We start from the raw sequence: 14,549 nt of genomic DNA on the forward strand, positions 1-14,549 counted from the left end.
GATTAGCCACCAAAGTCATCCAATAGGATGTTTTCGTCTTCTACACCAAGGTCTTTCAACATTCCGATAACGGCTGCGTTCATCATCGGTGGACCACACATGTAGTATTCACAATCTTCTGGTGCTTCATGATCTTTCAAGTAGCTTTCATAAAGAACGTTGTGAATAAAGCCAGTCTTACCTTCCCAGTTATCTTCTGGAAGTGGATCAGACAATGCACAGTGCCATTCGAAGTTATCATTTTCTGCCGCTAGGCCATCGAAATCTTCAACATAGAACATTTCACGCTTAGAACGAGCACCATACCAGAAGCTCATCTTACGCTTAGACTTCAGACGCTTAAGTTGGTCGAAGATATGAGAACGCATAGGAGCCATACCTGCACCACCACCAACGAATACCATTTCTGCATCGGTTTCTTTCGCGAAGAATTCACCGAATGGACCTGAAATCGTACACTTATCACCTGGTTTCAATGACCAAATGTAAGAAGACATGATACCTGGTGGTACATCTGGATTATTAGGCGGCGGCGTAGCGATACGCACGTTTAGCATAATAATGCCTTCTTCCTCTGGGTAGTTAGCCATCGAGTAAGCACGGATGGTTTCTTCTTCCACTTTTGACTCGTAGCGGAACAAGTTAAACTTCTCCCAATCTTCACGGTATTCCTCAGGAATATCGAAATCTGAGTATTTAATATGATGGGGTGGAGCTTCAATCTGAATATAACCACCTGCACGGAATGGTACAGATTCACCATCTGGGATCGCAATCTTAAACTCTTTGATGAAGGTCGCTTCGTTATTATTAGAAATAACTTCACATTCCCATTTTTTCACACCAAAGATTTCTTCAGGCAATTCAATCTCCATGTCGGTTTTCACGTTCACTTGACAAGCAAGACGTTCACCTTCACGAGCTTCACCTTTAGTAATGTGATCCAATTCTGTTGGTAGAATATCACCACCGCCAGATTTGATCTTTACGCGACATTGGCCACATGAACCACCGCCACCACAAGCTGAAGACACAAAAATGCCTGAAGCTGAAAGTGCACCTAGTAGTTTGCTACCCGCGCTTGTAATAATGGCTTTCTCAGGATCGCCATTTACAGAAATCGTAATGTCACCTTCTGGAACTAGTTTAGATTTAGCGAACAAAATCACCAAAACTAACGCTAGAACGATCAGAGTAAACATTCCGACGCCAAGGAGAATAACATTTGTATCCATTGTTTATTCCTTATTTTGGGCGTTTACCCTACAGTTGAATACCAGAGAAAGACATAAAGCCTAACGCCATAAGACCCGCTGTGATGAATGTGATACCTAGGCCACGTAGACCTGGAGGCACATCAGAATACTTCATCTTTTCACGGATACCTGCTAACGCAACAATGGCGAGCATCCAACCTAAACCTGAACCGAAGCCGTAGACGATTGACTCTGCGAAGTTATAGTCACGTTGAACCATGAACGACACGCCACCAAAGATGGCACAGTTAACCGTGATCAACGGCAAGAAAATACCAAGTGCGTTGTACAAAGGTGGGAAGAAACGGTCGAGTACCATTTCCAAAATTTGTACTAATGCAGCAATAACACCGATAAAGGTAATGAAGTTAAGGAAGCTTAAATCCACACCTTGCACTAAAGCATCTTCTTTCAATAAGTAGGTATAAACTAAGTTGTTTACTGGAACTGCAACAGTCAGTACCACAACAACCGCAACACCTAGACCGATTGAGGTTTTTACTTTTTTCGATACCGCCAGGAACGTACACATGCCTAAGAAGAAAGACAGTGCCATGTTCTCAATGAAAATCGAACGAACCAGTAAGCTAATATAATGTTCCACTGCGATTACTCCTTAGCTTCTACTTGTTCTGGTTTCACAGTACGGATAATCCAAATCAAGAAACCAATTAGGAAGAATGCAGACGGTGCTAATAACATCAGACCGTTTGGTTGATACCAACCGCCATCTGAAATTAAAGGCAATACTTGCATACCAAAAAGACGACCTGAGCCTAGCAACTCGCGGAAGAAACCAACAACAATAAGCACAAAACCGTAGCCTAGACCATTCACGATACCATCGATGAATGATGGGATCGGTGCTTCTTTCATTGCAAATGCTTCAGCACGGCCCATTACGATACAGTTAGTAATGATCAAACCAACGAATACTGAAAGTTGCTTTGAAATATCATAGAAATAAGCACGAAGTACTTGGTCTACCACGATTACTAACGATGCAATGATCGCCATTTGTACGATGATACGAACACTACTAGGAATGTTATTACGCATCAAAGATACGAAGAAGTTAGAGAAAGCCGTTACAAACATTACGGCCAACGTCATTACAAACGCGGTTTCTAACTTAGTTGTTACTGCTAGAGCAGAACATACGCCCAATACTTGCAGCGCGATTGGGTTATTGTCGAAAATCGGAGCAATAACCGCTTTTTTAAATTCTTTTACGCTAGCCATTAGTTAAGTTCTCCTGCACGTAGTTTTGCAAGGAATGGTCCGTAACCCATATCGCCTAACCAGAAATCAAATTGATGTTGAACACCATTACTGGTTAGCGTTGCGCCAGAAAGACCATCAACACCATGCTCAGAACCTTGTGGTGCACCACCTTTTACGATCTTGATTGCTGGCTTATTATTTTCATCAAATAACTTTTTGCCTACGAATTGAGATTTCCATTTAGGATTCTCAACTTCACCACCAAGTCCAGGGGTTTCACCTTGTTCATAGTAAGTAATACCATTAACTGTATTACCGTCAGTTTGTACCGCTACGAAAGCGTACATCATTGACCAAAGACCAGTACCGTTAATTGGAAGAATCACTTCTTTAACGTTGTCACCGTCTTTGACTAAGTAAACAAGACCTTTATTTGGACGACGCAAAATCTTAGCGATATCTTGCTCAGGTGACAGTTTAGTCGATTGCGCAGGATCTTTAGACGCCGCACGCATATCGTATTTACTCGCATCACCTTCAACAAATTCACCAGTATTAAAGTCAATCAAACGTGGTTCGATGTTTTCTTTATAGATGGTTTGAACATCTTGAGCGTTCTTAGCATCAAAACCAGCAACCGCTACGATGTTGCTCTGAACATCAAGTTTAGCATTCGCTACTTGTTTTGGTTTTAATAGTACCGCTGCCGTTGATACCACAACTGAACACACAAGGCTCAGTGCAATAACGGTAACTAGCGTACCTTTAATGGAGTCTTTATTTGCCATAGCGAGCTTGTCTCCTCTTGACGTTCTTCTCAACGACAAAGTAATCGAATAGAGGTGCAAATAAGTTAGCAAATAGGATCGCTAGCATCATACCCTCAGGGTAAGCTGGGTTTACCACACGGATAAGCACACACATTACACCGATCAATGCACCGTATGCCCACTTACCTTTATTGGTAAATGAAGCCGATACTGGATCGGTTGCCATGAAGATCATACCGAATGCAAAACCACCTAACACAAGGTGCCAGTACCATGGCATAGCAAACATTGCGTTGGTATCAGAACCAATCAAGTTAAACAATGTCGATACTGCAGCCATACCGATCATAACACCTGCGATGATACGCCAAGACGCTATGCGCATGTATACGATCATCAAACCACCAAGAATAAGTGCAAGTGTCGATACTTCACCCATTGAGCCAGGGATATTACCGATGAACGCATCCATCCAAGTGATAGAGTGACCAGTAACCGTGTTCACTAATGCACCGTGGCCACCTTGCGCCCATTGGCTTAATGCCGTTGCACCAGAGAAGCCGTCTGCAGCTGTCCATACCACATCACCAGAAATTTGCGCTGGGTATGCGAAGAACAAGAATGCACGACCGGCAAGTGCAGGGTTCAAGAAGTTACGACCGGTACCACCAAAGATTTCTTTAGCAACTACAACACCGAAGGTAATACCTAGTGCCGCTTGCCATAGAGGTAGTGTTGGTGGAACGATAAGCGCAAACAAGATTGAGGTTACAAAGAAACCTTCGTTGACTTCGTGTTTACGGATCATACAGAACAGAACTTCCCAGAAACCACCCACTGCGAAAACCACAGCATAGATAGGTAGGAAGTAAGTCGCACCAAGCAGCATCATACTGCCCCAACCTGCATCAGCAGAAATCGTCCCGCCCAGCATTTCGGTAAACCAGTAATGCCAATCACCTGCAATGACAGACGCAAGCTGATCACCAGAATACATATGGTTTAAAGCAACAATCGCTTGATGACCCGTGTTGTACATACCCCAGAACATAGCCGGGAATACCGCTAGCCATACCATGATCATGATGCGTTTTAAATCCACGCTATCACGTACATGTGAACGACCTTTTGTTACTGTACCAGGCGTATAGAAAAGCGTTGCAGCTGCTTCATACAAAGCAAACCAACGCTCATGTTTCCCGCCTGGTTCAAAATGCGGTTCAATATCTTCTATAAATTTCTTAAGGCCCATGAATTAACCTTCCTTCTCGATCTTGTCTAGGCAATCGCGAAGTAACTCGCCATATTCATATTTACCTGGACATACAAAGGTACATAACGCCAAATCTTCTTCATCTAGCTCTAATACGCCTAGACGCTGAGCACTGTCAGAATCGCCCGCGCATAAGTCACGTAGCAACAGTGTTGGCTCAATATCAAGTGGCATTACACGCTCATAGTTACCGATTGGCACCATAGAACGATCACTACCATTGGTGGTAGTCGTCATATTAAATACGCGACTTGGGAAGAAGTGGCTAAGGAAAGAACGAGTCACAGAGAACTTATGTGAGCCAGGCATTGCCCAGCCAAATAACTCTTTTTCTCGACCTTCATGTAGCACTGAAACTTGTGAATGGTAACGGCCAAGGTAAGCATGAGGACCATTTGCATGAGTACCGGTTAAAACTGAACCAGAAATAACACGCACTTCACCTGGTAACACTTCACCTTCAGTTACCGCATCCAAGTTAGCACCCATTTGAGTACGAACTAAACGAGGTTCTTTAACTGCAGGACCTGCTAACGCAACAACACGGTCAGTAAAGATTTCACCTGTTAGGAACAATTGACCAAATGCAATCACATCTTGGTAATTAATACTCCAAGCTACATTTTCTAAATTGACAGGATACAGGTGATGCATGTGTGTACCTGCAAGACCTGCAGGGTGTACACCAGCAAACACATGTTCTTCAACATTCGCTTGAGATGACTTTGGTAGTTCAACAGAAGCTTTACATACATAAACCTTGCCTTCAGTTAAAGCTGAAAGTAGGTCTAGACCGGCTTTGAATGCTTCCGCTTGCTCATTAATAATCACAGCAGGATCAGCTGCTAACGGATTGGTATCCATCGCAGTAACGAAAATGGCCTGAGTGGTTGAGTCGATAGCAGGAACCTTGCTGAACGGACGAGTTCGCAATGCAGTCCACATACCTGATTCAACCAGCTGCGACTTAATCACTTCGCGATCAAGTGTTGCCAGTTGGTCAGCTGTGTAGCTTTCGAAAGTTACTTGGTCATCGCCGCTTACTTCAATCACAACAGATTGAAGCACACGCTTAGCACCACGGTTAACCTCGATAACTTTACCACATGCTGGTGAAGTGTATTTCACGCCAGGGTTCTTTTTATCTTCAAAAAGAATTTGACCTTTTTTCACTTCATCATCAACGCGAACATGCATAGTTGGACGCATACCCACGTACTCTTCGCCAAGCAAGGCGACAGTTTTGACGGGCTTACCGTCATTAATCACCTGAGCAGGAGCTCCTGAGATAGGAAGATCCAAGCCCTTTTTTATTGTAATCATACGCACTTGCACTACTTTATTTAGGGAAAATAAGATTCTTTTAATTGCGTAACTTAAAGACACGACTTTTTTGTGTTCGCTCTAGATTTGTTGGAAAAATCGAGAACGTAACATCCATTTAAAAAGGCCTAAATTAATCAATAAGCTTTTCTAGGTGGCGTATTCTAACATCTTTTTAGAATCTCTTGCCATTCTGATTAGCCGGATTCAGGCATTTTTTAACGTGAAGTTAGGGGGTTTAAATACAAAAAATTGATATCTTTGAGGCGCAGCACAATTCTATAAAACATGAATCGTAATGAATTGATCAAGATGATAACACACTTAACCACATTTTTTTTAATGATTTTAACTGCGAGTAATCATTTTGTTGCAATATGTATCCATCGATTACTGTCCACCGCCCGCACATTTGGGTGAAGATGGAAATGCACCATTAATCTCATTCCACTCCACTTCTGTGTATGTATGTATCGATAGTGCATGAATATGATTTTCAAGTTCATCAGCCAACACTTCATTGATCGCTCGATGTCTTGCAATCAGTCTCTTGCCTTCAAAAGATTCGCTGACTAATACCACTTTAAAGTGACTTTCCGATCCCGGCGGCACATTGTGCATATAGCTTTCGTTTAGCACTTCAAGATGGATGGGAGTAAATGCAGACTGCAATTTCCTTTCGATTAAATCTTGGATCATAGACTTGCTCCTTTTTATGTAATCAAACCAAAATGCATGAAAAGTGCGACAAACTCAATAGGGTGCGTTTATCTATAGAGATAACTATCTTGTTGTGACACCTTCTGCGACAATAGCGCCTAAATGCGCAATACAAAAATCTCTGTAAGCAAGAATAAAGATAAAACATGAAAACCGAATTAACCTTACATGACCGAACCTTAACTTTGTCACGCTTTCCTAAACGTGCAAATGAAACACTGCAAGCTTGGGATGCCGGTGATGAATATCTCATTAACCATATCACTGAATTAGGCTTACCTTCTGGTCTCAATATATTAATTTTGAATGACAACTTTGGTGCCCTATCTTGTTGGTTTTCGCAAGATCACAACGTGACCATGATGAGTGACTCATTCATTTCACACAAAGGCACACTCAAGAATTTACAACGTAACCGTTGCGGAAAAGTCACCTTTCTCAATTGCCTAGATGACATCCCAGATAATATCGACTTGGTATTAATGCAGATCCCTAAAAGTAATCGCTTACTTACTTGGCAGCTATCAATGCTTAGAGGGGCGTTAAAAAATGGCATCCAAGTTATTGGGGTAAATAAGACCAAAGAAATCCATACTTCGACTTTAAATCTATTTGAAAAGTATCTCGGTACGACAACCACTTCGTTGGCTTGGAAAAAACATCGCTTAGTCTTTTCAACTCCCGATTGTGAGGCCATTATTCCAGTTGCACCAGAATGTGAATGGAAGGTGGATGAAGAAGATATTTACCTTTCCAATTACGCCAATGTGTATTCAGGTGAGGGCCTAGATTTAGGCGCACGTTTCATGCTCAAACACATTCCAGTCGATCCTGAGCTGCGTCACATTATCGATTTGGGCTGTGGCAATGGAGTGTTATCTGTCAAAGCGGGACAACTTAACCCACATGCTCGCATTACCAGTGTGGACGAAAGTTTTATGGCGGTGGCATCGGCGAAGAAAAATTTAGAGCGCAATCTTGGAACAGAACGGAACATTCAAGTCATCGCCAATAACTGCCTTGATGGCATGAAAGACAACAGCAGCTACTTGATATTGTGTAATCCACCTTTTCACCAAAACAACACCATCACCGATCATATTGCTTGGCAAATGTTCTGTGATGCAAAAGATGCATTGAACCATAACGGCAAATTATTGGTCGTAGGCAATCGACACTTAGAATATCCGAGAAAATTAGCTCGGTTATTTGGTTCACAGCAAGTGACAATCGTTGCTGAAAATAATAAATTTGTCATTATTGAAGCAGTCAAAAACAACGACTTAAACAAGAAAACACAAAAGGACTAAAAGTATGAAAAAGCTGATTATGCTCTGTGCCGCATTAGTATTAACGGCTTGTGCTAGCGTTTCTCAAACTGATTTGATTAATCTCACCCCTTCTTCCACATTAAGCTCAAGTAAAGTCGCTGACGGATTAGCGTTCACACTAACAAGTCAAGATGTCCGCAATGCCCAGTTTATTGCTGTGATCAAACAAGAAGGCGAAGAACAAGTTCAGCCAATGCATGCGAAACAAAACGTACGTAAGGCTTATGAAACAGCGGTATATCAGCAGTTTTTCTCTCAAGGTTTTACCATGACAAAAAACAGCAACAACATTGTTAACCTACAAGTTGTTGATGCCCTAGCCACCGTCACGCAAACTCCGATGAAATATGATATCGAAGGCAAAGTGACTCTTAAAATCACAGCAGAAACACCAAACGGTAAGTTTGTTCGTACTTATACCGGCTCTGGCACAAAATCTGGCTCTTTCAATGCCGATAAAACAGATATCGAAGAAGTGATTAACCGCGTTTCAAGCCGCGTATTAACCACAATTGCAAAAGACACTGAATTAACTAAGTACATGAAGAGTAACTTCTAATGAAAAAAATCTTATTCGGCCTATTAATGCTTTTTAGTGCCACCAGCTTTGCGGCACCTACCGTAGAATTTGAAACCACCTTAGGCAGTTTTACCATTGAACTGAATCAGCAACAAGCGCCAGTTACGGTCGAAAACTTTATGAAATACGTTAACGACGGTAGCTATGTCGGCACACAGTTCCACCGTGTTATCCCTGGATTTATGGCGCAAGGTGGCGGTTTTGATAAAGACATGAACGAACGCTCGTCTTATGCACCGATCCGTAACGAAGCCAGTAATGGTCTAGAAAACTTAACCGCGACTATTGCCATGGCTCGCACCAATAACCCAAACTCTGCAACGCGTCAGTTTTTCATTAACCTAACCGATAATGACTTTCTCAATTATTCACGTAACCCAGCCGGTTATGCGGTATTTGGTAAAGTCACCAAAGGCTTTGATGTAGTGCGCGCTATGGCCCGTAAGCCAACCCAATCCATGGGTATGATGAAAGATGTGCCCGTCACTCCTATCATGATCACCAAAGTAACCGTGCAGAAGTAAAGCCTCTTTACGCTCATCGACTTTGCTCATCACTTACTCAGCCATCGCTTATGATGACTGAGTAAGTGATGGCTGAGTTTTATAGCCAACAGACTGAACCCCAACTATCGATTGTTACCAAGGAGTAAATTCATGGCCTCTATGACCTGGAAGGCAACCATACAAACCTACCTAGATAAACGTCTACTGTGGGTATTCATGTTAGGTTGTTCTAGCGGCTTTCCTTGGGTATTAATCGGCTCAAATATGTCAGGCTGGCTTGCGGATGCCGGTCTCACTCGTTCAACCATTGGTTATTTTGGCGCCGTGTTTGCGGTTTATGCGATTAACTTTCTGTGGGCACCATTGATTGACCGAGTCAAAATCCCCCTGCTGCATGCGTGGCTAGGTCAGCGCCGCAGTTGGATTTTGTTATGCCAAGCCATCATGTTGGCCTGCACGTTTTTGTTAGCGAGTTTACACCCTGCAAATAATTTGATTCTTATTTCTGCTTTAGCGCTCGCCATTTCGACCGCTTCAGCCACACAAGATATCGCCATTGATGCTTTTCGTATTGATACCTTTCCTAAAAGTAACAACAGCAAACTACCACAAGCGTCAGCCATGGCCGTGATCGGTTGGTGGACGGGTTATTCGTTACCTGGCTACCTGGCATTTTCCAATGCCGATGCTTATGGCTGGAACACCGTGTATTACGGGATGACAGTGGTCATTGTTTTATTAATGTTGTTCACTTTGCTGACCGGTGAACCTGAAACTCATCGCGATGAATTACAGCAACAAGCTGAAAAACGTCATGCAAAAGTGGTCAACTCCAAAGTCGCCGCTTGGCTTACCGTGACCGTGGTTGAACCCTTCTTAGACTTTTTCCGTCGCAACGGGGTTGGGGTCGCCGTCACACTGTTATTGTTTGTCTTCTTATTCAAAATCGGTGAAGCATTCTTAGGTCGAATGTCGATTGTGTTTTACAAAGAGATTGGCTTTAGTAACGAGCAAATTGGCGAATACTCCAAATTAATTGGTTGGGGTGCAACTATGCTATTTACCTTTGTGGGCAGTATGTTTAACGTGCGCTTTGGTATCGTTAAAGGCTTGATGATGGGTGGCATTGCGATGGCGAGCAGTAACTTGATGTTTGCTTGGATTGCCTCAGTTGGCCCGAATGAACATCTCCTGCTTGCTACCGTATTAGTCGACAACTTCACCACCGCCTTTTCGACCGTCGCATTTGTGTCTTTCCTAACCGTGCTCACCGGACAGGCATTTTCCGCCACCCAATATGCACTACTTGCCTCGTTAGGCAACTTTGGCCGCACCACCCTTGCTTCTTTCAGCGGTGAACTTGCCGATAGCCTCAACAGCTGGCCATTATTCTTCGTGATTACCGCCTTAATGGTGATCCCAAGCTTGATCATGTTGTACTCACTGCGTCACTATTTCCACAATTTACTCGAAAAAGCGCGAAACCAAGAGTAATCCTCACTAAATCCATTCGCATAAAAAACACCCAAGGCAAGCGGTTGCCTTGGGTGTTTTTTGCTCTAAACTCAAAAATCTATACAGTTTTTAGTAACAAGTTCCATCAAAGATCTCATTAACGTGATTACCATCACAATTTATTTTACAGTTTGCAGGTTTTGTCACTTACAAATGAGAGGGGAACAGATATTATCTGCACCACTTTGAAAGCCCACATCGATAATCGGTGTAAATACATTTTAAATTTAGATAAAAAGAGAGCCCCAACTCATGCGTAAAACACTTTTAGCTCTTAGTCTTGTTGCTGCTTCGGCGCCAGTATTAGCTGCGGACTACTCAGACGACATCCACAAGAACGACTATAAGTTCGTAAACTTTAACCTAATGTATTCTGTTGGTGAAAAACCAGAAGCCAGCACAGGTTCAAACGCTCACGATTATTTAGAGATGGAATTTGGTGGTCGCTCAGGAATTTTCGACTTATACGGTTACGTAGATGTATTCAACCTATTAAGCAACGATGATGCTGACGATACCGATAAAGCAAATGGTCAAAAAGACAAGATCTTCATGAAATTTGCGCCTCGTATGTCTATCGATGCTATGACGGGTTACGATCTTTCATTCGGCCCTGTGCAAGAGCTATATGTAGCATCACTATTTGAATGGGATGGTGGCCGTGACACGACTTTTGGTGTTAACACTCAAAAAATTGGTCTAGGTTCTGACATCAATATGCCTTGGTTTGGCAAAATGGGCTTAAACCTATACGCGACTTACGATTCAAACAAAAATGACTGGAATGGTTACCAAATTTCGACTAACTGGTTCAAGCCTTTCTACTCATTCAGCAACGGTAGCTTCATCGCATACCAAGGCTACATTGATTACCAATTTGGCATGAAAGATGAGTACGCAACGGCATCAAATGGTGGTGCAATGTTCAACGGCCTTTACTGGCATAATGAGCGCTTTGCAGTCGGTTACGGCTTAAAAGCTTACTACAACGTATACGGCATTAAAGATAGCGATGCACTAGAATCAACAGGTGTATCCCACTACTTCGACGTAACTTACAAATTCTAATCACTCGCAACGCATAAGTTGCTTTGATTCGAATCGTTACTTTGATTCAAATACAATGGTGCAGATTGAGCTTCAATCTGCACCATTTTGTTTTTTGCGTTATGCTAACCTTCGCATTTTAGCAATATAGAAACGGTTCAGTATGAAAGTAGCAATTGTTGGCGTCGGTGCCATTGGTTCATTATGGGCAACCCAATTACAGCAACATGGTCATCAGGTTATTTGCTTTACCCGTGCTCCATCACAAACTCAACTAACATTACAACTTGATGTACAGCCAGCAATCAAACTAAGTGCCAATCAACCCGAGCAACTGGCAAGCTGTGATGTTGTTCTTATCACAGTAAAATCCACACAAGTAGCTACTGCTGTCGAGCCATTATTTTCTCTCCTAAACCCTGCTGTGCCTGTTATTTTTCTGCATAACGGTATGGGAGCGGTAGACATATTGGAAACTAAGTGGCAGGCGTTACCACTCTACCTTGCCACCACAACACAGGCGGCATTCAAATCGAGTTCAACTCAGGTTCATCACACCGGTTACGGCAACACTTTGATTGGGCCGCATCACCACCATTGCAAACCACTCTCGGAAAGCATTCTTACTCAACTTAATGCCGCACTTCCGAATGTGAATTGGGATGACAACATTCAAGCAGCCCTATGGAAAAAGCTTGCTGTTAATTGTGTGATCAACCCAATGACAGCCCTGTACCAGTGTAAAAATGGAGAAATCGCACAAGCGCAATATCAAGATCAATTACGTGCCTTAATTCAAGAATGTCATCAAGTGATGCGCGCCGATGGGCAAACTTCAGATCTTGATGAGCTGACAGCATTTATCCGCCAAGTGATTACAGCGACAGCTCAGAATTATTCTTCAATGTATCAAGATGTACACCACCAGCGTCCTACGGAAATCGACTTTATTACTGGCTTCTTACTCAAAAAAGCGCAGCAATATGGAATAGAAGTACCCAATCACCAACGCTTGTATCAACAAATTAAACGATTGGAAGTCTAGGGCCGAGAAACGTTTAAGCCCATTCTAATATGTTTTATACTTCGCCCACTTCATTGGCATAGCAAGGTTTATTTAATGTCTTATCCGACTCACTTTGACATTCAGGCTGTTCGCCAGCAGTTCCCTTTTATTCATAATGATTCGCCGTTAGTTTACCTTGATAGCGCCGCGACAACGCAAAAGCCGCAGTGTGTGATCGATGCGATTAGTGACTATTACGCCAAACAAAATGCCAATGTACACCGGGGAAGTCATAGCTTAACCGCCAATGCCACAACGCAATTTGAAGCTGCGCGCGACTGTGTACAGCAATTTATTCATGCTCAATCCAGTAAAGAAATCATCTGGACCCGCGGTGCTACCGAAGCCATCAACTTAATCGCGCAAACTTATGCACGCAGCACACTACAAGCAGGCGATGAAATTCTAGTGGGTGAAATGGAACATCACGCCAACATTGTGCCGTGGCAAATAGTGGCAGAGCAGACAGGCGCGAAACTCATCAAAGTCCCTATGACGCAAAATTGCCAATGGGATATGACGGCTTATCAAAATCTTCTGACCAACAAGTGCAAAATTGTTGCCGCAGCGCATATCACTAATGTCACCGCTACTCGCCAGCCTATTGAGGATATTATTCAACTCGCCCATCAAGTGGATGCCATTGTTGTCATTGACGGCGCGCAAGGCATCGTGCATGAAAAAGTGGATGTTCAGGCACTCGATTGCGACTTTTATATTTTCTCTGGCCATAAATTGTATGCGCCAACCGGTATCGGTGTGTTGTATGGCAAACAAGCCTTACTCAACGCGATGCCTGTATGGCATGGTGGCGGAAAAATGGTAGACAAAGTCAGCTTTGAGAAAACCTCATTTACTGGGCTGCCTGGTAAGTTTGAAGCGGGCACCCCTAATGTGGCCGGGGCAATTGCGCTTGCTACCGCCATTGATTGGCTACAAGAGTTCGATCCTCAACAAATCGAGGCGCATTACCATCAATTACATTCGCTGTTAGTGGAAGGGTTACGTCAAATTGATGGCGTTAAACTTATTGGTTTACAAGCTAATGCGAACGTGGTGAGTTTTATTGTCGAACTCGATGGCGAGGGGATTCATCATAACGATGTTGCAACCTTGCTTGACCAACAGAATATTGCCGTACGTTCTGGACATCATTGCGCTCATCCATTGATGGATGCCTTAGGAATTAATGGCACTGTACGGGTCTCGTTAGGGATTTATAACAACACACAAGATATTGAAGCGTTTTTAACTGCGTTAGCTAAAGCGATAGATTTGCTCTAGTCTTTATTTTTCGCTTCGGCGGCTTGCTTAATTTGTTCAACAATCGCTTTCAGCCCATTACCGCGTGATGGGCTTAAATGATTGATTAGGCCAAGCTGATCGAAATAGGCTTGCTCATCAAAATCACGAATCACTTGAGTTGTTTGCCCTTCAAAGGCTGCCAGCACTAGCGCAATTAAACCTCGCACAATGCGCGCATCAGAATCAGCTTGAAAGTGCCAGTGCTCGCCATCAAATTCCGATACTAGCCACACCTTACTTTCACAGCCAGAGACCAATAACTGCTCCTGTTTTAATGCTTCCTCCATTTTCGGTAATTGTTTACCCCACATGATCACCTGACGATAACGCTCCTCCCAGCTTGTAAAGCCAGACATGGTCTCGATGATATCTTGCGCTGTGATGGTATTACCAAAGGGATGGGACATAAATTCGACCTCGTATTTTACAGACCGTCATTCCAAAAGTGAGGCACGAACTGTTTGGAATCTCCTACAGCACTTTAAGTCTCAAATCGAGGTAGGAGATCCTGAACTGCGCTCCTTCGTCGCTTTTCAGGATGACGATAAATATTGTGTTTTTAAATGATAACTTTCATTTCCCGTAGGTTTTAGCTCTTTCAAGCCACGAGCAGCGAAGCGCCCGAGCTTTCGA

The 14,549-nt window shown here is 43.1% G+C and carries 15 protein-coding genes; 7 read left to right on the top strand and 8 right to left on the bottom strand.

The genetic code is table 11. The features are described 5' to 3' along the window. Positions 1–2: 2 nt before the first annotated feature. The 7 genes from nqrF to bolA form a co-directional block, all read right to left on the bottom strand. Entirely contained in the window at positions 3–1,235 is a 1,233-nt protein-coding gene (gene nqrF, locus Vgang_RS08835; protein WP_105903206.1) for an NADH:ubiquinone reductase (Na(+)-transporting) subunit F, read from the bottom strand. Between the two features lie 28 nt (positions 1,236–1,263). Next, positions 1,264–1,860, bottom strand: a complete 597-nt coding sequence (gene nqrE, locus Vgang_RS08840) for an NADH:ubiquinone reductase (Na(+)-transporting) subunit E (protein ID WP_105903207.1) — start codon at positions 1,858–1,860, stop codon at positions 1,264–1,266. Between the two features lie 5 nt (positions 1,861–1,865). Next, positions 1,866–2,498, bottom strand: a complete 633-nt coding sequence (locus tag Vgang_RS08845) for an NADH:ubiquinone reductase (Na(+)-transporting) subunit D (protein WP_105903208.1) — start codon at positions 2,496–2,498, stop codon at positions 1,866–1,868. Continuing rightward, entirely contained in the window at positions 2,498–3,268 is a 771-nt protein-coding gene (locus Vgang_RS08850; protein WP_105903209.1) for a Na(+)-translocating NADH-quinone reductase subunit C, read from the bottom strand. The genes Vgang_RS08845 and Vgang_RS08850 overlap by 1 nt, the downstream gene beginning before the upstream one ends. After that, positions 3,258–4,502 (bottom strand): NADH:ubiquinone reductase (Na(+)-transporting) subunit B, encoded by a 1,245-nt coding sequence (locus tag Vgang_RS08855; protein WP_105903210.1) that lies wholly within the window; start codon positions 4,500–4,502, stop codon positions 3,258–3,260. Before Vgang_RS08855 ends, Vgang_RS08850 begins: the two co-directional genes overlap by 11 nt. Before the next feature lie 3 nt (positions 4,503–4,505). Then, a complete protein-coding gene (locus tag Vgang_RS08860) occupies positions 4,506–5,846 on the bottom strand; it encodes a Na(+)-translocating NADH-quinone reductase subunit A (RefSeq protein WP_105903259.1) in 1,341 nt (446 codons plus the stop codon). 390 nt (positions 5,847–6,236) lie between these two features. Continuing rightward, positions 6,237–6,545 carry a transcriptional regulator BolA gene (gene bolA, locus Vgang_RS08865; RefSeq protein WP_105903211.1) on the bottom strand — a complete coding sequence of 103 codons (309 nt, stop codon included), beginning with the start codon at positions 6,543–6,545 and terminating at the stop codon, positions 6,237–6,239. A gap of 167 nt (positions 6,546–6,712) precedes the next feature. On the opposite strand from bolA, the gene Vgang_RS08870 reads away from it, so the two are divergent. The 7 genes from Vgang_RS08870 (at position 6,713) to Vgang_RS08900 (ending at position 13,895) form a co-directional block, all read left to right on the top strand. Beyond that, positions 6,713–7,876: a methyltransferase gene (locus tag Vgang_RS08870; RefSeq protein ID WP_105903212.1), complete on the top strand. Its 1,164-nt coding sequence runs from the start codon at positions 6,713–6,715 to the stop codon at positions 7,874–7,876. Between the two features lie 4 nt (positions 7,877–7,880). Then, positions 7,881–8,456 (top strand): YajG family lipoprotein, encoded by a 576-nt coding sequence (locus Vgang_RS08875; protein WP_105903213.1) that lies wholly within the window; start codon positions 7,881–7,883, stop codon positions 8,454–8,456. Beyond that, the gene (locus Vgang_RS08880) at positions 8,456–9,001 is read left to right on the top strand and encodes a peptidylprolyl isomerase (RefSeq protein WP_105903214.1); all 546 of its coding nucleotides are present in this window, start codon (positions 8,456–8,458) and stop codon (positions 8,999–9,001) included. Before Vgang_RS08875 ends, Vgang_RS08880 begins: the two co-directional genes overlap by 1 nt. 132 nt (positions 9,002–9,133) lie before the next feature. Further along, positions 9,134–10,477: an AmpG family muropeptide MFS transporter gene (locus Vgang_RS08885; protein WP_105903215.1), complete on the top strand. Its 1,344-nt coding sequence runs from the start codon at positions 9,134–9,136 to the stop codon at positions 10,475–10,477. Between the two features lie 273 nt (positions 10,478–10,750). Further along, entirely contained in the window at positions 10,751–11,566 is an 816-nt protein-coding gene (locus Vgang_RS08890) for a nucleoside-specific channel-forming Tsx family protein (RefSeq protein ID WP_105903216.1), read from the top strand. Between the two features lie 142 nt (positions 11,567–11,708). Further along, a complete protein-coding gene (locus Vgang_RS08895; protein WP_105903217.1) occupies positions 11,709–12,590 on the top strand; it encodes a 2-dehydropantoate 2-reductase in 882 nt (293 codons plus the stop codon). Positions 12,591–12,665: 75 nt separating this feature from the next. After that, positions 12,666–13,895 (top strand): aminotransferase class V-fold PLP-dependent enzyme, encoded by a 1,230-nt coding sequence (locus tag Vgang_RS08900; RefSeq protein WP_105903218.1) that lies wholly within the window; start codon positions 12,666–12,668, stop codon positions 13,893–13,895. Here Vgang_RS08900 and csdE read toward each other — a convergent pair. Then, positions 13,892–14,323: a cysteine desulfurase sulfur acceptor subunit CsdE gene (gene csdE, locus Vgang_RS08905; RefSeq protein ID WP_105903219.1), complete on the bottom strand. Its 432-nt coding sequence runs from the start codon at positions 14,321–14,323 to the stop codon at positions 13,892–13,894. The genes Vgang_RS08900 and csdE overlap by 4 nt on opposite strands. Positions 14,324–14,549: the final 226 nt, after the last annotated feature.

Origin of the sequence: Vibrio gangliei (genome assembly GCF_026001925.1) — a bacterium.
GTDB classification, from domain to species: Bacteria; Pseudomonadota; Gammaproteobacteria; order Enterobacterales; family Vibrionaceae; genus Vibrio; species Vibrio gangliei.